Annotated in this window: 16 protein-coding genes; 4 read left to right on the forward strand and 12 right to left on the reverse strand. The window is 67.1% G+C overall.

What is annotated here, in order from left to right; all coding sequences use genetic code 11:
* Window positions 1–11: 11 nt before the first annotated feature.
* From ACVKN3_RS04235 to ACVKN3_RS04265, 7 genes are all read right to left on the reverse strand, one after another.
* A complete protein-coding gene (locus ACVKN3_RS04235) occupies window positions 12–1511 on the reverse strand; it encodes an esterase-like activity of phytase family protein (protein ID WP_354513940.1) in 1500 nt (499 codons plus the stop codon).
* Window positions 1511–3823 (reverse strand): TonB-dependent receptor, encoded by a 2313-nt coding sequence (locus ACVKN3_RS04240; protein ID WP_354514023.1) that lies wholly within the window; start codon window positions 3821–3823, stop codon window positions 1511–1513. The genes ACVKN3_RS04235 and ACVKN3_RS04240 overlap by 1 nt, the downstream gene beginning before the upstream one ends.
* Window positions 3824–3984: 161 nt before the next feature.
* Window positions 3985–5268, reverse strand: coding sequence for a sensor histidine kinase (locus ACVKN3_RS04245; RefSeq protein ID WP_036137760.1), 1284 nt, complete (start codon window positions 5266–5268; stop codon window positions 3985–3987).
* Entirely contained in the window at window positions 5252–5938 is a 687-nt protein-coding gene (locus tag ACVKN3_RS04250; RefSeq protein WP_036110317.1) for a response regulator transcription factor, read from the reverse strand. Before ACVKN3_RS04250 ends, ACVKN3_RS04245 begins: the two co-directional genes overlap by 17 nt.
* A gap of 196 nt (window positions 5939–6134) precedes the next feature.
* The gene (gene rimK / locus ACVKN3_RS04255) at window positions 6135–7070 is read right to left on the reverse strand and encodes a 30S ribosomal protein S6--L-glutamate ligase (protein WP_285405273.1); all 936 of its coding nucleotides are present in this window, start codon (window positions 7068–7070) and stop codon (window positions 6135–6137) included.
* Entirely contained in the window at window positions 7067–7516 is a 450-nt protein-coding gene (locus ACVKN3_RS04260) for an ATP-dependent zinc protease family protein (protein ID WP_285405271.1), read from the reverse strand. Before ACVKN3_RS04260 ends, rimK begins: the two co-directional genes overlap by 4 nt.
* 187 nt (window positions 7517–7703) lie before the next feature.
* Window positions 7704–9011: an MFS transporter gene (locus ACVKN3_RS04265; RefSeq protein ID WP_285405269.1), complete on the reverse strand. Its 1308-nt coding sequence runs from the start codon at window positions 9009–9011 to the stop codon at window positions 7704–7706.
* A 135-nt stretch (window positions 9012–9146) separates the two neighbouring features.
* Here ACVKN3_RS04265 and ACVKN3_RS04270 point away from each other — a divergent pair, with 135 nt between their 5' ends.
* Window positions 9147–11015, forward strand: coding sequence for a DUF1302 domain-containing protein (locus tag ACVKN3_RS04270; RefSeq protein WP_285405267.1), 1869 nt, complete (start codon window positions 9147–9149; stop codon window positions 11013–11015).
* A gap of 18 nt (window positions 11016–11033) precedes the next feature.
* Here the strand turns inward: ACVKN3_RS04270 and ACVKN3_RS04275 are convergent, their stop codons facing one another.
* Window positions 11034–12239 (reverse strand): GAF domain-containing sensor histidine kinase, encoded by a 1206-nt coding sequence (locus ACVKN3_RS04275; RefSeq protein WP_285405244.1) that lies wholly within the window; start codon window positions 12237–12239, stop codon window positions 11034–11036.
* Between the two features lie 156 nt (window positions 12240–12395).
* On the opposite strand from ACVKN3_RS04275, the gene ACVKN3_RS04280 reads away from it, so the two are divergent.
* Window positions 12396–13523 carry a Gfo/Idh/MocA family protein gene (locus ACVKN3_RS04280; protein WP_354513937.1) on the forward strand — a complete coding sequence of 376 codons (1128 nt, stop codon included), beginning with the start codon at window positions 12396–12398 and terminating at the stop codon, window positions 13521–13523.
* 7 nt (window positions 13524–13530) lie between these two features.
* Here ACVKN3_RS04280 and ACVKN3_RS04285 read toward each other — a convergent pair whose 3' ends face one another.
* From ACVKN3_RS04285 to fabR, 4 genes are all read right to left on the reverse strand, one after another.
* Window positions 13531–14307 carry an HAD-IIA family hydrolase gene (locus ACVKN3_RS04285; RefSeq protein WP_036137774.1) on the reverse strand — a complete coding sequence of 259 codons (777 nt, stop codon included), beginning with the start codon at window positions 14305–14307 and terminating at the stop codon, window positions 13531–13533.
* A 67-nt stretch (window positions 14308–14374) separates the two neighbouring features.
* Complete coding sequence (nhaA, locus tag ACVKN3_RS04290; RefSeq protein ID WP_354513934.1) at window positions 14375–15583, reverse strand: Na+/H+ antiporter NhaA; 1209 nt, start codon at window positions 15581–15583, stop codon at window positions 14375–14377.
* 109 nt (window positions 15584–15692) lie between these two features.
* The gene (locus tag ACVKN3_RS04295) at window positions 15693–16148 is read right to left on the reverse strand and encodes a hemerythrin domain-containing protein (RefSeq protein WP_285405241.1); all 456 of its coding nucleotides are present in this window, start codon (window positions 16146–16148) and stop codon (window positions 15693–15695) included.
* Between the two features lie 115 nt (window positions 16149–16263).
* The gene (gene fabR / locus ACVKN3_RS04300) at window positions 16264–16917 is read right to left on the reverse strand and encodes an HTH-type transcriptional repressor FabR (RefSeq protein ID WP_285405240.1); all 654 of its coding nucleotides are present in this window, start codon (window positions 16915–16917) and stop codon (window positions 16264–16266) included.
* A 92-nt stretch (window positions 16918–17009) separates the two neighbouring features.
* Here fabR and ACVKN3_RS04305 point away from each other — a divergent pair, with 92 nt between their 5' ends.
* Together ACVKN3_RS04305 and ACVKN3_RS04310 are read left to right on the forward strand one after the other, a co-directional pair.
* Window positions 17010–18080: a ferredoxin reductase gene (locus tag ACVKN3_RS04305; protein WP_354513932.1), complete on the forward strand. Its 1071-nt coding sequence runs from the start codon at window positions 17010–17012 to the stop codon at window positions 18078–18080.
* Window positions 18081–18089: 9 nt separating this feature from the next.
* Entirely contained in the window at window positions 18090–19211 is a 1122-nt protein-coding gene (locus ACVKN3_RS04310; protein WP_354513930.1) for a fatty acid desaturase family protein, read from the forward strand.
* The last annotated feature ends 54 nt before the right edge of the window (window positions 19212–19265 follow it).

Consider the following 19265-nt stretch of genomic DNA (forward strand, 5'->3'; position numbering starts at 1 on the left):
GCGCGTAACCCTTATCGGTGGTGGGGAGCGGTGGCGGAACGCATGCCCGGCAAGCTCAGCCGGTACACGAGGATGCGGTTGTCGTTGTCGATGTCCGAATCGCAGCGCTGGCCGTCCATGACACAGTGCCGCGCGATGAAGTCGTTGTCGTTGCCGACCAGCAGGAACCAGTCGTCGGGATGCGCGGGATCGAGTGCGGGCACCAGGTCCATCGCCTCCCATTTCTCCGACAGCTGTGCCTTGCCCGCCTCGTCCGCTTGCACACCGAGGCCGAAACGGGCCAGGTTGGCCGGGTCCAGCAGGTTCACGAACGGCCGCGTGGTGGCCGTATGGATGTCCGTACGCAACATGCCGTGCGCATCGATGACCGGCGTGGCGGCGGTTTCGTACGGCGTACCCGCGAGGTTGGTGGCGCCGTCGGTATCCACCAGCAGGATGCTCTTGAAGACGATGGGCCGCCTGCGCTCGGCGCCGTAGCCACTGCCGTCGCGAGCCAGCATGAGGAACCGATGGTCGTCGAGCGCGCGGATCTCGCTCTGCGCCGCGGTGCGGTTCGGGCTGCCGCCGTCACCCCGATCGGTATAGGACGGCAGGCGCACCACGTAGTGCGCGATGGGCGTCGACGGCACCGTGGTGCGGCTCGTGTCGTAGACGACCACGCGCGCGAGCGTGCGGCCGGACGCGTCGCCGGGCGCGCTGTCCTGCACCAGGGCACTTTGCAGCACCACGAACAGGCGCGTGCCGTCGGGCGACAGCGCCATGCCTTCCACGCCCTGGTTGTTGCGCCGGCCTGTGGCTGGCGGACGCAGCGAGGTGAAGTCCGGGCGACCGGCGGCATCCCGCGGGCGCACCGCGAGCGGCGGCACCACGATGCCGGTGAGTCGTCCACGCGGGTCGAAGCGATATACGTTGGCCGCGTATTCGTCGCCGACGTAGAAACCGCCATCGGGCGTGAACTGCAACGACTCGGCGTCCAGCGACACCTTGCCGGCCCCCGTCCCCTTCGCCGGTGACGGCAACACGATGCCATGCTCGCTACGGGTACCCTGCCCCGGCTCGGCGCCGGTGAAGGGCCGGCCATCGAAGTCGCGCAGTTCCCGCCCGCCGTCCGGCAGCAAGGTCAGTTGCGGCGTGTCGCCCAGGCGCAGGGTGAGCCTGAAGCGGTGCAGTCGCGCCCGGTAGTCGAAGAAAAGCTGGTGCTCGGGGTCGTTGCGCCCGCGATCCGGCAAGGTCCACAACACGCCGGTGTACGTATCGCCCTCCCGTTTCCAGGTGCCCGGCTGGATCGCCAGCGACGAGAACGAGCCCAGCGTGTCACCGAGGAAATCCACCGTGCCCGCAGGCAGCGAGCCCGCGGCCACCAGGCCGTGGTCGACATAGGTGACACCGCCCATGTCGACGCTGCGCGGCAGCGGCGTCGCCGCGAGGTCGGGCACGCGCAGCTCGAGGGTCTGTGCCGACAGGCCGCCGAGCGCCAGGCTGGCGACCAGGCCCGCGATGAGCCGACGCATCAGAACCGCACGTCCAGCGTGGCGAACAGCTGGCGCGGTGCCGACGCGTGGAAGACATAGGCGGTACCGTTCGGGTCGCTCGGCACGAAGGCGCTCGAATCCAGGTTGCTGGCGTAACGCTTGTTAGTGAGGTTGGTCACGTTGAGCGTCAGGCGCACGTCCCTGGCCACGGAGAACGCACCGAAGTCGTAACCCGCCGACATGTCCCAGGTGGTGAAGCCGCCGAAGCCCTGGTCGTTGGTGTACGTGTAGAAGCGCTCACCGGTGTACTTGCCGCGCAGCGAGGCGAACCAGGGGCCCTGGTTCCAGTCGAGTTGCGTGGCCAGCAGCCGCCCCGGCGTGTCCGTCTGCGTCTTGCCGCGGGTGTGCTGCACCACGCCGGCCTGCGTATAGTCACCGGCATAGGTGGAGCGGTTGTACGACGCGGAGTTGTACCAGCGCAGGTGATCGGTCGGCTGCCACACGAAGGTGGCTTCCACGCCACGGCTGTTCACGCCGCCCACGTTGTAGAAGCGGTTGCCGCAATTGGCGCCGACCGGCTGGCGCGAATCGCACGGGTTGTACTGCAGCAGGCGATTGTCGAAGCGCACGTCGTAGGCCGCCAGCGATGCGGCAAAGCCGTCGCGCTCCAGACGGTAGCCGGCCTCGAGGCTGCGCGACTTCTCCGGCTTCAGGTCGCCCTGGCTGTTCCAGATCGACTGACTGACCGCCTGCGGACCGAGCTTGAAACCACCCTGGAACATGGCGATGTTCTTGGCGAAGCTGGCGAACACTTCCTGGCCCTCGGCCAGCTTGTAGCGCGCACCGAACTGCGGCAGCAAGGCCTTGCTCGCACTCAGCTTGCCGGTGGCGAACTGGTTGTTGGAGGTCGGGCTGATCGGTGTCCTGGCCACGCCCGGCAGCGCTTGCGCGTCGGAGGTGACATGCGGGCTCTTCACGCCCACGTCGACGGTCAGCGCATCGTCGAGGAAACGCATGGTGTCCTGCAGGAAGGCCTGCCGCGTGTTCCACACGGTGCGCTGGTCGAACACGCCCAGGTTGGGCTGGGTGTCGATCCTGCCGCTGAGGTCGCGCGGACCGGTGACGTAGCTGCTGTAGCGCGAGGCGCTGGAAATGTTGTGCTCGTACCAGACGCCGCCTTCGAGATGATGGTTGGCGAAGTCCCACGCGGCCGAGAGGATCGCGCCCGAGCGGTTGATCGTGTAGAGCGTGTTGCGGAAGATGATCGGCAACTGCTGCGGCGTACCCGGATACGAGTAGGTACCGCTGTTCCAGTTGTGGCCTTCGCCGGCGTCCTCGTGATGGTAGACCTGGGCGTGCAGGGTCACCGTGTCGCTGGGGAAGAAATCGCCCGCGAGGTAGTACAGGTTGTCGTCACGCAGGATCTGCCCCGCGGTGAAGGCACCGTCCGCATCCGTGTCCGCGCCGCTGCGGTCGCAGCGCCGCGCATTCAGGGTGCCGGCATTGCAGTACGCCTTGCCGATGGCCCGCTGCCAGTTGGGGGCGTAGCCACCCCAGTCGTAACCCAGCCCGCGTGCCAGCTCGCTCTTGGACAGGTAGAAATAATCCGCCTGCGAGGTACGCGAGGTGTCGGCGAAGGCGGTGAAACGCGCCCAGTCGAAATCCCACACCGCCTTGCCGTTGAACTGCTTGGTGGTGGAACCGTTGTACACGCTCTGGTGGTTCCACAGGTCCGACGTGGTGCGCGCGCCCGACAGGTACATCGAGAAACCGTCGTGCTCGCCGGTATCGAAGCGGGCAAAGGTGCGACGGTTGGCGTCGCTGCCGAAGGTCTGGGCCACGCGGCCACCCATCGTCTTCGCCGGGTCGTTGGAGCTGTAGGCGATCGTGCCACCCAGGTTGCTGGTGGAGGGCGTACCGAGGTTGCCGATGCCTTCGGAAAGCTCCGCGCCGGCGAAGTTCTCGGAGATCAGCGCGCGGTTGATCGACAGGCCGTTGTAGTTGTTGTACGCGCTGTCACCCAACGGCATGCCGTCGAGGGTATAGCCCAGGCGCGTGCCGCTGAAGCCGCGCAGGCTCAGCGTCATGGACTGCTCGTTGGTACCCAGCGCGTCGGCGGACTGCGCGTTGACGCCCGGCAAGGTGTTGAGCACTTTCTGCAGGCTGGTACCCGGCGGCAACGCCTTCTGGTCGGTGGTCCGCAGGCGCTGCACCTGGCGCGTCTCGCCGCTGCCGATGACGGACACCGTGTCCAGGTCCTGAGCCTTCTCGCGTCCGGCGGTGGCGCCGGTGGTCGCAGGCGGCGGTGTGGTGTCGTTATCCGTGGCGTACGCGGCGGAGGCGAGGGCCATGCCCAGGGCAACGGCCAAAGCGGAATACTTGAACAAGGGGCGTCCTTACATGCTCGGGCGCCGCGGCATGTGCCTCCCCTGAGGACCGCCCTTCTCGCGCCGTGAAGCCCCAGATGGTGCGACAGTAAAATGAAAGCTTGGTGACAGCTATTGTTGCTACGTCAGCGGAAGTCGATGGTCGAGATTGCGCCGGCCATGTCGGGGCGCGGCCGCAGCGACACGTCCCAGTCGTACAGTTCGCACAGGCGACGCACGATCGCCAGGCCCAGGCCGGCACCGCCGCCCGTAGCGCTTTCGCCGCGGATGCCGCGCTGGAACAGCTTTTCGGCGTCTTCCGGCTTGATGCCGGGGCCGGTATCGATCACGTCGACGCGGCCGTCGAGCACGCGCACCGTCACCTTGCCTTCCATCGTGTACTTGATGGCATTGCCGATCAGGTTGGTCAGCGCCACCGACAGGACCGAGGCCGGCGCATTCACCGTGACGCTGCCGTCCGCGATCAGCTCGATCTCGATGGGCTTCATGCCCATCTGGGGGCGCTGGCTCTCGATGACGTCCGCCGACACCTTGGCCACGTCGGTGGTCTCGCCGCGCGTGGGGCCGCGGCGTTCCGCGCGCGACAGCAGCAGCAAGGCCTCGATCAGCTCGGTGGCCTGGCGCGACGCGCGCTCGATGCGCTTGAGCCGCTCGCGCAGCTTGTCGGTCAGGTCCGGTGAGCCCTGCAGCAATTCGGTGGTGCTGGCGATGACCGCCAGCGGCGTGCGCAGCTCGTGGCTGACATCGGAGTTGAACTCGCGATCGCGCTCCACCACGGAGGTCAGCCGCATGGCGTATTCGTCCAGCGCTACGGCCAGCTCGCCCACCTCGTCGTCGGCGAAGTGCGGCGCCAGTGCCTCGGCCTTGCCCACCCGGCGGAAGTCGCGCAGGCGGCGGGCCAGGTCAGTCACCGGGCGAAGCACACGCGACGACAGCCACACGCCCAGCACCAGCGAGAACAGGCCGAACAGGAACACCGCCGCGACCACACTGGTGACCAGCTGACGCTTGCCCAGCTCGTCGCGGGATACGTCGAACTGGATGAAGCTGATGATGCCGTCCTCACGCCGCACGGCCACCTTGTAATGCCGGGGCTTGCCGTCCTTGCCATCCTCGTACACGTCGTGCACGCCCGTCTCCAGCGACTGCCAGTTCAGCGGCGCCTTGTAGAGCGTGCGGTCGCTGAAGGTCGCACCCTTGATGATGTCGAACGGCGGGCGCTCGGCCGGGTTGGCGCGGACCTTCGCGTTGATCGAGTCCACCTCGTCCTGCAACGCGGAGTTGATCAGCTGCTCTTCGACGCGGGTGCGGATGTTGACGGCCGCGTACGCGAACAGCGCGCTGAGGCCGAAGCCGAACAGCGCGAAGGTGACGATGAGGCGGAAACGAAGCTTACGTCTGGACCGCATCCGGATCGACCATGCGATAGCCAATACCGTGACGCGTGTGGATCAACGGTTTTTCAAAGGGTTTGTCGATCGCGGCGCGCAGGCCGTGGATGTGCACGCGCAGGGAATCGGAATCGGGGAGTTCCTCGCCCCAGACGCGCTGTTCCAGGTCCTGACGGGTGACCACCGACGGGCTGGCTTCCATCAGGGCCTGCAGCAGCTTGAGGCCGATCGGGTTGAGCTGGATCGACTTGCCCTCGCGGCTGACCGTGAGGGTGTCGAGGTTGTAGGTGAGGCCACCGACCTTGAGGACACGGCTTTGCGGGCCCTTGCCCCGGCGCGCAAGCACCTCCAGCCGGGCCGCAAGTTCCTGCAGCGCGAACGGCTTGGTCATGTAGTCGTCCGCGCCGGACTCGAAGCCGGTGAGCTTGTGCTCCAGCGAGTCGCGGGCGGTCAGCATCAGCACGGGCGTCTGCTTGTGCGCCTCGTGGCGCAATTTCTTGGCGACGTCCAGGCCGTCCATGCCCGGGAGGGTGAGATCGAGCACGATGACGTCGAAGTCGTGGACCACGGCCAGGTGCAGGCCCGTGACGCCGTCTCCGGCGAAATCGACGACATGGCCGCGATCCTCGAGGTAATCCCCGATGTTCGTCGCGATGTCGGTGTTGTCTTCAATGACCAGGACGCGCATGCGGCACTCCGTTGGGCGGTCGCTCTTGTGAATCTTGCAAGTATTGCGACAGCAAGCTTAACGGGGAACCCGTGAAGCGGACAGCACTAAAAGAGAGGCCCGGGCGGAAGGACCGCCCGGGCCGAAAGAACTACTGCCCCGATACCGTCATTCCGCCCCGCGGAATCACAGTGGAACCTTTATAGGTCAGCACCGTTTAAATCGCTGTTAATCCCTTGGGCGCCTTGGGCTTGCGTGCCTTCGGCACGGCCGGCCGGGCGGCCAGGCGTTCCTCGCAGTGCGCGATGATGGCGCCGGCCACGTCGACGCCGGTGCTGCCCTCGATACCCTCCAGCCCCGGCGACGCATTGACCTCCAGCAGCAGCGGGCCGCGCGAGGAACGCAGCAGGTCGACGCCCGCCACCTCCAGGCCCAGCGCCGACGCGGCCTCGATCGCCACCCGTCGCTCGTCGTCGGACAGTTCCACCTGGGCGGCGCTGCCGCCACGGTGCAGGTTGGCCCGGAACTCGCCCGGCGCGGACGAGCGCTGCATGGACGCGACCACCTCGTTGCCGACCACGAAACAGCGAAGGTCGCTGCCGTTGGCCTCACGGATGAACTCCTGGACGAGGAAGTTGGCATACAACCCGCGGAACGCCTCGATCACGCTCTGCGAGGCCGATTTCTTCTCCGCCAGCACCACGCCCGCCCCCTGGGTGCCCTCGTTGAGCTTGATGATGTGCGGCGGGTCGCCGAGCATCGCCAGCAGGTCGGAGGTGTCGTCGGGGTTGTCGCCGAAGGCGGTCAGCGGCATGTCGATACCACGGGACGCCAGCAGTTGCAGGCACCGCAGCTTGTCGCGGGCGCGCAGCACCGCGTCCGAGGGGTTGGGCGTGTAGACGCCCATCTGCTCCAGCTGGCGCAGCACCGCGGTGCCGTAGAAGGTGCTGGAGGCACCGATCCGGGGAATGACGCAGTCCACCGGGCCCAGCGGCTTGCCCTTGAAATGGATGGCGAACGATCCCGGCGAGATGCTCATGTAGCAACGCAGGGGGTCGATCACACGCACGGTGTGGCGCCGCTTGCGCGCCGCCTCGACAAGCCGCTGCGTGGAATACAGCCGCGCGTTGCGCGACAGGATGGTCAGCTTCATGGATGGTCCCGGACGACGCGGCGCGGCGTCTGCGAATAGGAAAGCGCGGGATCGACCAGGAAGCGCCCGAAGAGCGCCGTCCGGCCGAGCAAAAGGGGGAAAAGCATGTGCCGGCGATCGGTCAGGTTCACCTCCGCCATGAAGCGGCGACCGGCGAGTTCGATCTCGGTTTCGATGAACCAGCGCGTGGTGCGATGACCGCCTGAATCGGTGACGTTGCGCCGGCCGGTCGCCCTCGCCTCGCAGGGCTCAGACAACCCGCCCTTGCGGGTGGTCCGCGCCTGGAAGCGCAACCATGCGCCATCGGCGCGCTCGTCCACCTCCAGCCACTCGACGTGCAGCGACGAGGTGCGCGCGCCCGTATCGAGCTTGGCCTTGAGGACGGTGACGCCGAGCGACGGAAGTGCGAGCCGTTCGCGCCAGCCAAGGGTGATGACATCAGTCATGGGTCTGGTGCGACGTGTAGGGGACGAAAGGGAATGCGGGAAACCGTCGTGGCCGTCACCAGGGACGGTGCACGATGAGGAAAGCATGCCCAAGCCCGGACCGGCGCGCAACCGGGTTGACGCCGATGGCACCGCGCCACGCCGTCACCCGCATGAAATCGATGTGAAGCCCCGCGCTGCGTTGGGGTCAGGACCACACGGCGTGGCGCTTGTCCACGATCATGTAGACGGACGCGGCGACCCCGACCAACGACACCAGCGCAACATAGTGCGCCGGGCCGATGCCGCCGGCCGCCCTGGCCAGGTAGCCCACGACCAGCGGCGTTACCGCGCCCGCGATCGCATAGGCCACGTTGTAGGACACGGAAATGCCCGAGAAACGGATCGGGGCGGGAAACGCCGCGACCAGCACGGCGGGCACGACGCCCGCCACCCCGGCGAAGGCCCCGGCCAGCGCATACAACGGATACAGGTGGGCGCCACCGGCCTGCAGGTCGAAATACAGCGCGTAGGTGCTTAGCATGAGGCCCACCGATGCGATGAGCATGGCGCGACCGCGGCCCAGCCAGTCCACCAGCAAGCCCCCACCGACACATCCCAGGCAAAGGGTGAACGCGCCGATGCTGCCGCCGGTGAACGCCCGCACGGCATCGACGTGGAACGCCGTCTGCATCAGCGTGGGCGTCATCAGGATGACCACCACGATGGCTGCCGTGAGTACCCAGGTGACGGCCATCGACAGCAGCACGCCCGGCAGATGGTCGCGCACCACTACCCACGCCGGCAGTTCCTCGGACAGCTGCCGACGCTCGCGCATGCGTGCGAACACGGGTGTTTCGCTGAGCCAGCGACGCAGGTAGACGGCGATGAAACCGAACACCCCGCCCAGGATGAAGGCGATGCGCCAGCCATGGTCCATCAGCGCCTCGGGCGACATGTGCGCGTTGAGGTAGGCGGCCAGCAACGAGCCCAGCAGGATGCCGAAGGTGAGGCCCGCGGAAAGGCTGGCCACGGCGAGGCCCTTGCGACGCGAGGGCACGTGCTCCGACACGAAGACCCAGGCGCCGGGTACTTCGCCGCCAATGGCCACGCCCTGCACCACGCGCAGCAAGGTCAGCAATACCGGCGCGAACAGGCCGATGCTGGCGTAGGTGGGCAGTACACCGATCAACAGCGTCGGCACCGCCATCAGGAACACGCTGAGGGTGAACATGCGTTTGCGGCCGACGCGATCGCCGAAGTGCGCCATGACGATGCCGCCCAGCGGGCGGGCAAGGTAGGCCACGGCGAACAGGCTGAAGGCCTGAAGCTGCGCCAGCCAGTCCGAGCCGCCCGGCGGAAAGAACAGGTGGCCGAGGGTCTTCGCGAAGTACACGAAGATCACGAAGTCGTAGAACTCCAGCGCGCCGCCGAGCGCGGAAAGCACCAGCGTTTTCGCATCGCGGCGATCCAGGGGGCGCGCGTCGACGGTGTCATCGGGAAGGGTTGCACTCATGAGCGGTATTCGCCGGATACGAGGGGGAAACGAGTAAAGCTGCGACGAAAGTCGCAGAAGACGGACGTCCAGACGCCTTGCGCCCAATATAGCTGCCATGTCTAGAATGCCGTCAAGCTTTCCAGGGAACCAACGATGCATCCACGCCGATGGCTACTCGCGGCGGCCCCGCTGACGGCGCTGTTCGCCACCGCCTTGCACGCCACCGACTTCACGCTCGCCGATGGCCAGGTAAAAGGCACACTCAAGACCCGCATCGTGGCAGGTGCCGGCGTGCGCCTGAACGATCCGTCGAAGCACCTGATCGGCAAGGGCTTCCGATCCGACGGCAAGCCCAAGGGCGGCGATGGCGCCGACACCGCCGATGACGGCAACCTCAACTACGGCAAGAACGATGTCTATGCCAGCCTGTTCAAGGTCACCAGCGCACTGGACCTGAAGTACGAGAACATCGGCCTCGCCGCCAGCGCGCGTGCCTGGTACGACCCCACGCTCGAACACCACGACGTGCCGCAGGGCAGCGGCGCCAGCGCATTCGCCGCCGACCGGCCGCTGGACGATCACGGCTTGTCCCGGTCCAATCGTTTCTCCGGCTTCATGTGGCTCAACGCCTATGTGTACGGCCACTTCGCGCTGGACGACCAAGCGGCGCTCGACCTGCGACTGGGCAAGCAGACGGTGAAATGGGGCGAAGGCCTGTTCATGCAGGGCGTGAACCAGGTGAACCCCACCGACTACACCACGCTGCACCGGCCCGGGACGGATCCGGCCACCGAGGCGCAACTGCCGGTCGAGATGCTCTGGGGCAAGCTGACCTTCGATCCGCACTGGAGTGTGGAAGCGTTCTACCAGTGGAAGTGGCGCCCCGCTGAACTGGACCCCTGCGGCACGTTCTTCTCCGGCACCGACCTGGGCGTGGACCCGGGCTGCGGCGGTATCGAGAGCAACGCCTATTACCCGATCAACGCCTACAGCCCGGGTGCCGGGCGGTGGCTTAGCGACGGCTACCAGTATGCGGTCGGTGGCGTGCTGCCCCGCGCGGACACACGCGATGGCAGTGACCACGGCCAGTACGGCGCCACCCTGCGCTACACCTTCGATCGCCCGGCAACCAACCTGGCCGTGTACTACATGCGTTACAACTCGCGCCTGCCGATCCTCGACGCCACGACGATCGATCCCGCGCAGCAGAACAACGCCGTCGTGCCCCTGCTGCTGGCGGCCGGCGCGCCATTGGCGGACGCCCAGCTGTCCGCACGGCTTTCTTCCATCCACGTCTTGTGGGATTACCCCGACGACATCCGTCTCTGGGGCGTTTCCGCCAGCACACGCGTGGGCGCCTGGAAGATCGCGGGCGAGGCCAGCTACACGCAGGACCTGCCGGTGCAGATCAATACCGCCGACATGTTCGCCGCGCTGACGCGCAGCGGTGGCCCCATCGGGGCTCGCAACCCACGCCTGCCGCCGGGCGGCGTGCTCGCAGGCTCCGACCGCCACGACCGCACGCAGTTGCTGTTGAACACCACGCGGGCCTTCACCGGAGTGCTGGGCGCGGCCAGCGGCAGCTTTGCCGCCGAGCTGGCCTACAGCCATACCGACCTGCCCAGCCTGACCGACGTGCGCTACGGGCGCGGCTTCCACTGGGGCTTTTCCAGCGAGGGCTACGGCGGCGCCTGTACCGCCATCCAGAACCCCGCGGGCTGCCACGACGGCGGCTATTACACGCGGTCTGCCTGGGGCTATCGACTAAAGACCGCGCTGGCCTATCCCGTGGCGCACGGCTGGGTGGTGTCGCCCAGCCTGGGCATCGGCCAGGACGTGCATGGTTATTCGGTGGACGGCCAATTGGTGGGCGGCCGCAGGCAGGTCACCCTGGGGGTGGGCGCGACCCTGGACACCACCTGGTTCGCCAACCTTACCTACACGAACTATCTCGGGCATCCCACGTACGACACGCTGGCCGACCACGACTTCGCGACGCTGTCGATCGGTGCGACGTTCTGAACCGGACGTGGGGTGGGCTCAGGCCGTTTCAGCGGCCGGCGAGCCCGACACCTCGTCGAGGACCACCCGGAAACAGGTGCCGCCACCTTCCCGCGGAAGGATGCGGACTTCCGCGCGCAGCGCGTCCGCGCTCTGCCGCACCAGCCACAGGCCCAGTCCCAGGCCTTCGGCTTGCGGGTCGGCCTGCCGGAACGCGGCGAACAGTTCCTCGACCTTGTCGGGCGCGATGCCGCAGCCGGTGTCCTCGACATCGATGATGACCTTGCCGTCGATGGCTTGCGCCGCCATGCGTACCGTGCCGTCCTCGGGGGTGTACTTCACGGCGTTGGACAAGGCGTTGCCCAGCACCGTCTCCAGCAGCAGCCCATGCGCGAGCACCACCGCCGTGGTGGGCTCGATCGTCAGCGCCACGCGCTTGCGCTGCGCCGCCCGTCGCCAGGTGGTGTCCAGCGCGTCGAAGACGTCTCCCAGCACCACCGGGGTCAACTCCACCGTGTCGCCGCCGGCATCCACGCGCGTGGCCGCCAGCAGGCGGTTCAGTTGCTGGTCCATGCCGAGCAGGTCGGCGCTGGCCCCGTCCAGGCGGGGTAGCTGGTCGTCGGGCACCGAGCCGCGCACCCGCGAGATCGCGTAGAGCGCCGCGCGCAGTGGCGCCTTGAGGTCGTGGCCGGCGGTCGCCACCAGGCGCGCAAGGTGATCGCCACGCCGCTCCGAGCGGCGCAGCATGCGGCCCAGCTCCAGCTGGGACATCACTTGCCGGGCCAGCCGGCGCAGCGTGTCGAGCTGGAAGTCGTCGAGCGTGCGCGGCTTGGTATCCAGGACACACACGGTGCCCAGCGGCAGGCCGTCCGCGGTCTTGAGCAGCGCCCCCGCGTAGAACCGTAGTCCCGGCTCGCCGGTGACCAGCGGATTGAAGGCGAACCGGGTATCGCGCGTGGTGTCGGGAACGACCAGCAGATCGTGCTCGAGGATCGCATGGGCGCACAGCGAGGTGTCCAGCGGCGTCTCACGCACGCCCAGCCCGATCTCCGCCTTGAACCACTGCCGCTCGGCATCGATCAGGTTGACCACCGATATGGGCGCCTGGCACACGTAGGACGCGATCCGGACGATGTCCTCGAAAGGCCCTTCCTTCTCGGTATCGAGGATGCCGAACGACGACAGCGCCGCCAGGCGACGGGCTTCCGCCGCAGCGGGCAACTTGGGGGCGGGCGCGTGGGACATGGGTTTCTCCGGGACGCGCCATTCTGGCAGGTCGCCGTGTGGAAGCAATGTGGGCTGCCGCCTGCGGCAGGCTTTCACGGTTTTGTTCGCCTGTTTACCACGTGCCATGAACACCTGCGATTCCATACTGGATGCTCGATATCCAAGGAGCATCCGATGTCCGTAACCACTCCCACCCCGACCGACCGCAAGGTCCGCTATGGTTTCGTTGCCCTGGGCGACATCACCCAGGAAGCGATGTTGCCCGGTGTGGACCACACGGGTAACTCCGTCGTCACGGCGCTGGTCAGTAGCGACACGGCCAAGGCGGCCAAGGTGGGCGAGCGGTACGGCATCGACAGCGTCTACAGCTACGACCAGTTCGACGAGCTACTCGCCTCCGGCAAGATCGACGCGTTGTACATCGCCACGCCCAACTGGCGGCACGCCGAATTCGTCATTCCCGCGCTGAAGGCCGGCATCCACGTGCTGGTGGAAAAGCCGCTGGAGATCAGCAGCGAGGCCAGCCGCGAGATCCTGGCGACAGCGGCGGCGTCGACCGCCAGGCTGATGGTGGCCTACCGGCTCCACTTCGAGCCGTCCACGCTGTCGCTGATCGACCGTATCCGTTCGGGCGAATTGGGCCAGGTGCACACCTTCAGCGCGACGTTCGCCCAGATGGTCGACCCGAAGAACCATCGTGCGACCAACGGCGCGAAGGCCGGCCCGGTGTTCGACATGGCCCCCTACCCCATCAATGCCGCGCGCTACGTGTTCGATGCCGATCCGATCGAGGTGGTGTCGGCCGTGGGGCTGCGTCACCCGGACTCGGGGCTGGGCGATTTCGACCATACCGTGGCGGTGACGCTGCGTTTCCCCGGTCACCGGGTGGCCTTGTTCTCTGTGTCGTATTACGGCCACGCCGTGGACGCGTTCTACGCCGCAGGCACCAAGGGCAGCGTCCACATGCGTCCCTGCTTCACCTATGGCAAGTCGCTGGAGCAGACGGTCAGCATCGGCGATACGCAGGAAACGGTCAGCCCCCCGGTCACCGACCAGTTCGGCGGCGAGCTGAAATACTTCTCCGAATGCATCCTCGGCAACGAGGATCCTGAGCCGGACGGCCAGGAAGGCCTGATCGACGTGCTGATCGTCGAGGGCATCATGGAGGCCCTGGCCAGCGGCAGGCCGCAAAAGCTCGACTTGCCTGCGCGCGAGCGCCGCATCGATACGCAGCGCCAGAAGATGACGCTGCCGAAGGTGGAGGCGCCCACCCCCGTGGACGCCGCCAAGCCCTCGAAGTAAGCGACCCTCAGCCCTCGAGCAGGTCCGCGACCGAATCGAGGATTTCCGCCGGGCGGAAGGGATAACGATTCACTTCGGCCCGGTCGGCGATGCCGCTGAGCACCAGCACCGTGTGCAGGCCGGCCTCGATGCCGGCCACCACGTCGGTATCCATGCGATCGCCGATCATGCCCGTATTGTGCGAGTGCGCGCCCAGCTTGTTCATGGCCGAGCGGAACATCATGGGATTCGGCTTGCCGACGATGTAAGGCAGGCGACCCGTCGCCTTGGTGATGAGCGCCGCCACTGCACCGGTCGCCGGCAACGGCCCTTCGGCACTGGGGCTGGTCACGTCGGGATTGGTGGCGATGAAGCGGGCACCCGCGCCGATCAGGCGAATGGCCTTGGTGATCGCCTCGAACGAATACGTGCGCGTTTCGCCGAGCACCACGTAGTCGGGTGCGGTGTCGGTCATGATGAACCCGGCCTCGTGCAGCGCCGTGGTCAGGCCCGCCTCACCAATGACGAACGCGGAGGCACCGGGGGACTGGGCTTTCAGGAAAGCGGCCGTCGCCAGCGCCGAGGTCCACAGCTGATCTTCCGGCACGTCGATGCCCGAGGTGCGCAACCGCGCGCTGAGGTCGCGCGGGGTGAAGATCGAATTGTTGGTCAGAACCAGGAAGGGCTTGCCCTGGTCGCGCCATTGCCGGATCAGCTCGGGGGCGCCCGGCAAGGCCTTGTTCTCGTGCACCAGCACGCCGTCCATATCGGTGAGCCAGCATTCGATGTCTTTGCGATCGGCCACGAAAGGCTCCTTCGAAGGGATGAACGTTCACCCCGAAGCATACCGCGATGCACAAGGCGTTACGGCGTCAGCCGTCGTCGAACTCCGCGTCCGGGGAAGCGGGTGCCGTACGCAGCACCACCCATCCGGCGAGTCCCGCCAGCAGGGAACCGGCGAGGATACCCAGCTTCACTTCGTCCTGGACATCGGGATGGTCGGGGAAGGCCAGCATGCCGATGAACAGGCTCATCGTGAAGCCGATGCCACATAGCAAAGCGGTACCGAACAGCTGCATGCGCGACGCGGCCCGCGGCATCCGCGCCCAGCCCAGCCGGATCGCCAGCCACGCAGCGCCGAACACGCCCACCAGTTTGCCCAGCAGCAACCCCAGACCGACGCCCAGCGTGGTGGGCGCCAGCCACTGCGCCAACCCCACCCCCGCGAAGGAAATGCCGGCGTTGGCAAAACCGAACAGCGGCAGCACCGTGATCGGCACGAGCCGGTGCAAGGCATGCTCCAGGCGCAGCAGCGGGGAGTGGCTGCAATCGTCGTCCGACGGCAAGCGACCCTGGCGATCGGCCAGCGGAATGCACAGCGCCGTCGCCACGCCCGCCAGCGTCGCGTGGACGCCGGACTTCAACACGAGGACCCAAAGCACGGCACCCAGCAGCAGGTAAGGCCACAGCCGGGCAACCCCGAAACGATTCATCAGCGCCATGATCGCAACAGCCAGCACGGCGAGGCCGAGGTAGAGCGTGGACAACCCCGGCGTGTAGAACACCGCGATGATGACCACCGCACCCAGGTCGTCGATGATCGCCAGGGCGGCGAGGAAGGCTTTCAGCGAGGCCGGTACCCGGCTGCCCAGCAAGGCCGCCACGCCTAGCGCGAAGGCGATGTCGGTGGCCGAGGGAATGGCCCAGCCACGCATGGATGCGGCATCGCCACGATTGACCAGGAGGTAGATCGCCGCGGGCACGATCATTCCGCCCAGCGCCGCAAGCCCCGGCAGCACACGCAACGGGTTGGAGGCCAGTTCGCCGTCGAGGAACTCGCGCTTGATCTCCAGGCCCACCAGCAGGAAGAACACCGCCATCAGGCCATCGTTGATCCAGTGCAGAGCGCTCAATGGCCCGACCGACGCGTGCAACGCCGCGAAATACACGGGCGCCCAGGGCGAGTTGGCCACCGCCATGGCAAGCGCCGCCGATCCCATCAGCACCAGGCCACCCACGGCCGAGCCCGCGACGAAGTCGACCAGTCGTTGCAGCGGTCGCCAGATAAGTGTCTTGAGCAATGGACTCTCCTGTCCCTGAAAGCGCGCGATGGTCACATCATGCGCCAGACCAGGCAAACCCGCGGCTTGCCGGATCGCCGCGGGCCGGTGCCGGCGGCGACGTCACGGGTCACTCGGCGCGCAGGCGCTTCTCGTGCGCGGCGAAATCCTTGCGATATTTCTTCGCCAGGCTGGTCTTCTGCGGCTCCTTGAGGATCTTGCCGGCCAACTGGAAGAAGATCTTTTCCTCTTCGCGCAGATGGTCGTGCAGCTCTTCCGAGAGCTTCGCCAGGTTGGCCGTCCAGCTGCGACCCGCATGGCTGCGCGTCTGCATCTCTTCGATCAGGTCGTCCATCTTATGGTGATCGGCCAGGGCGTCGCGGGATGAATGCAGCCCGCGATCGTCCATCAGCATGGGCACGTAGAGGTAGCGTTCCTCCGCCGCCTCGTGCGCCGCCAGCTCGATACGCAGGGCGGTGAACAACTCCACACGGTGCGGGCCCGGCTCCGAGCGCTGCAGCTTGCGCACGAGGGAGCGCTGGGTCGCGTGGCTTTCGCGCAACGCTTCGAAGATGGTTTCGGACATGGCAGGCCCTGGCGGCGGCTAAGGAATGAGACCGCGCGATCATCGGCCACCACGTGTCGATGATTCGTCAGGCCGATTCGGCGCGTCCCCAGTGGCGCCTGCCGGGAAGAGGGACCTAACCGCCCGTCTGGTCCAGCACGCGCGACCCGGTGATGATCATCCGCAACATCTTGGCGATCTGTTCGATCACCTGCGGATCGTGCTCGGGCGGCTGGTCCATGGCCACCGCGCCCATGGCGAAGACCAGGCGGGTGATCGCCTTGGACACCAGCGCCGGCTCGTGCAGGGTGGCGTGCTCCGCAGCGGCTAGGCGGATCAGATCGACCCGCAGTTCGTCCTCGAAGTACATCAGCTCGCGTTCGACCGCGCGCTTGAAGGCGTCCGAGCCCACCGCGCCCTCGCGCAGCAGGACATGCAGCAGCTTGTCGTCGGCGCGCAGCTGCTCCATGAACGTCTCGACCGAGACGCGGATGACGCTGCGGTCGGTGGACGTGGCGCGTTCGCGCGCCGAGCCGATGATGGTGCGCAGCGAACGACCGGCCAGGTCGATGAGCGCGATGGCCAGTTCGTCCATGTCACGGAACTGACGATAAAAACTGTTCGGGGCGATGCCCGCCTCGCGGGCCACCTCGCGCAGGCTGACCGTGGAGAGGCTGCGGTTGGGGCCGATCAGCTTCAGCGCGGCGGCCAGGAGGTCCTCACGGGCGATACCGACCTTGCGTGGCAGCGTCGGGTTGGCCAGGGACGGGGTGAGGATGATGGATGTCATGAGGCAGCGGTGGCGGGCAAGGCCCGATCATACTCCTCCCCGCCACTGCACAACTGTATAGACATTCGTAAACATGGGCGTATAGTGAAGGCATGAACGCCCTCCCCGTTCCGAAGCCACCCCGCCTGCAGCGCGCCGTCCGGCGTGCCGTGTCCCCCGCCCTGTTCGACTTCTGGGCCACCCGGTTCAATCCACTGTGGACCCTCGAACAGCCCATGGCGCGCCTGCTCTCGCGCGCGCCGGCCGGCCGGGATGCCGTGACCCTCGTGCTACGGCCCAATCGCCACTGGCGCGGCATGCTGCCGGGTCAGCACGTCAACGTCGGCGTGGAGATCGAAGGTCGTCGGCTGGTCCGTAGCTACAGCCCCACCCCCCTGGTCGACGGCACACTGGCCATCACGGTGAAGGCCATGCCGGGGGGCCTGGTCAGCGGGCACCTGGCAAGCAAGGCACGGATCGGCGACGTGGTCACGCTCGGCCAGGCATTCGGCGAGATGACGCTTGCCGCCCCGCGCGACGACCTGCTGCTGCTGGCCGCCGGCAGCGGCATCACGCCGATGCGCGCACTGGTCCGTTCGCTGGCCGCGCAGGGCATGCCGGTCAAGGTCGACCTGATGTACTGGGCCCGGCAGCGCGATGAACTCTGCTTCGTCGACGAGTTGCAGGCCCTGGCCGCCGCCCATCCGCGCCTGCGGTTGCGCACCCTGCTGACGCGCGACGAAAGCCACCCCGACGAGCGCATCGACGCCATCGCGCTGACCTCGGTGGACGGCCTTGCCTCGCGCCGTGTGCTGGCCTGCGGCCCCGGCGGCTTCATCCAGGCCGCCCGCGCGCGACTGGAAGGCCGCGTGGCGCGATTCGATGCCGAGGCGTTCAGCGCACCGGCCCTGGTGGACGGCGAAGAAGGCGAGGTCCAGGTCCATCTGGCGCGGAGCGGTCGCACCCTCACCCTCGCCCGCGGCCAGTCGCTGCTGGAAGGCCTGGAAGCGCAGGGCCTTCGCCCCGCCCACGGCTGCCGCATGGGCATCTGCAACACCTGCGTCTGTGGACGCGAGTCAGGCACGGTACGGCACACGCTGACCGGCGCACACAACGGTGAACCGTCGACCCAGGTACGCCTGTGCGTCAGCGCGCCGAGCACCGATCTGGTCCTGGACCTCTAAGGAAATCACATGGCCCGTATCACCAACCGCATTCTTTCCGCTGCCGAGCTGCAGTCGTTCGGCGACGAACTGGACGCCCTGCGCGCACGCGTCACGGCGGATGTCGGCGCACGCGATGCACGCTATATCCGCCGCATCGTGGCCGCCGTGCGCTGGACCGGCGTCGCTGGCCGCGCCCTGCTCTTCCTCGGTGCCTTCGTGCACGCCGTACTGGTACCCGCGTGGATACTGGGCGTGCTGTGCCTGGGTGCGTCGAAGATCCTGGAAAACATGGAACTCGGCCATAACGTGATGCACGGCCAGTACGACTGGATGGGCGACCCGAAGCTCAACGGCAAGACCTACGAATGGGACATCGTCGCCACGGGCGATGCCTGGCGCAAGACGCACAACTTCCAGCACCACACGTACACCAACGTGCGCGGCATGGACGACGACATCGGTTACGGCCTGCTGCGCATCTTCCCGGAACAGCGCTGGCGCCCGTTCTACCTGATGCAGCCGTTCATCGCGGTGGTCTTCATGCTGCTGTTCCAGTGGGGCGTGGCGATCCAGGACCTGCGCGTGGGCCGCTGGTTCGCCGGCAAGATGAAGGGTGCCGAGCTGCGCCGGGCGTTCCGTCCGGTCGGCCGCAAGATGGGTCGCCAGTTGCTCAAGGATTACCTGGTGTTCCCGCTGCTGGCGGGCCCGTTCTTCCTGCCGGTGCTGCTGGGCAACATGGTGGCCAACGGCATGCGCAACGTGTGGACCTTCGTCATCATCTTCTGCGGCCACTTCACCGCCGATGCGGAAGTGTTCCCGAAGGAAACCATCCGCAACGAAACCCGCGGCCACTGGTACCTGCGCCAGCTGCGCGGCTCGTCGAACATCGCCGGCGGCAAGCTGCTCAACGTGATGTCGGGCAACCTCAGCCACCAGATCGAGCATCACTTCTTCCCCGACCTGCCGGCCAACCGCTACGCAGCCATGGCCGTGGAAGTGAAGCAGATCTGCGCGCGGTACGGCCAGCACTACAACACCGGCTCGCTGCCGAAGCAGTTCGGCCAGGTGATCTGGCGCATCGTGCGGCACGCGTTCCCGAGCCGGGCCCGTGCGGTGCGTATCCCCGAAGCGGCCATGCAGGGCGGCTGAGGCCACGAAAAAAGGGCGGCGCGTCGACTCATCGACGCGCCGCCCTTTTTCATG

This window comes from Luteibacter sp. PvP120 (assembly GCF_054055715.1).

Coding starts and splice junctions, on each gene's coding strand:
- ACVKN3_RS04260 (WP_285405271.1), bottom strand. CDS start 7,516: ATGACTGATGTCATCACCCTTGGCTGGCGCGAACGGCTCGCACTTCCG.
- ACVKN3_RS04275 (WP_285405244.1), bottom strand. CDS start 12,239: ATGTCCCACGCGCCCGCCCCCAAGTTGCCCGCTGCGGCGGAAGCCCGT.
- rimK (WP_285405273.1), bottom strand. CDS start 7,070: ATGAAGCTGACCATCCTGTCGCGCAACGCGCGGCTGTATTCCACGCAG.
- ACVKN3_RS04235 (WP_354513940.1), bottom strand. CDS start 1,511: ATGCGTCGGCTCATCGCGGGCCTGGTCGCCAGCCTGGCGCTCGGCGGC.
- ACVKN3_RS04240 (WP_354514023.1), bottom strand. CDS start 3,823: ATGGCCCTCGCCTCCGCCGCGTACGCCACGGATAACGACACCACACCG.
- ACVKN3_RS04245 (WP_036137760.1), bottom strand. CDS start 5,268: ATGCGGTCCAGACGTAAGCTTCGTTTCCGCCTCATCGTCACCTTCGCG.
- fabR (WP_285405240.1), bottom strand. CDS start 16,917: ATGACATCCATCATCCTCACCCCGTCCCTGGCCAACCCGACGCTGCCA.
- ACVKN3_RS04295 (WP_285405241.1), bottom strand. CDS start 16,148: ATGTCCGAAACCATCTTCGAAGCGTTGCGCGAAAGCCACGCGACCCAG.
- ACVKN3_RS04280 (WP_354513937.1), top strand. CDS start 12,396: ATGTCCGTAACCACTCCCACCCCGACCGACCGCAAGGTCCGCTATGGT.
- ACVKN3_RS04250 (WP_036110317.1), bottom strand. CDS start 5,938: ATGCGCGTCCTGGTCATTGAAGACAACACCGACATCGCGACGAACATC.
- ACVKN3_RS04310 (WP_354513930.1), top strand. CDS start 18,090: ATGGCCCGTATCACCAACCGCATTCTTTCCGCTGCCGAGCTGCAGTCG.
- ACVKN3_RS04265 (WP_285405269.1), bottom strand. CDS start 9,011: ATGAGTGCAACCCTTCCCGATGACACCGTCGACGCGCGCCCCCTGGAT.
- ACVKN3_RS04305 (WP_354513932.1), top strand. CDS start 17,010: ATGAACGCCCTCCCCGTTCCGAAGCCACCCCGCCTGCAGCGCGCCGTC.
- ACVKN3_RS04270 (WP_285405267.1), top strand. CDS start 9,147: ATGCATCCACGCCGATGGCTACTCGCGGCGGCCCCGCTGACGGCGCTG.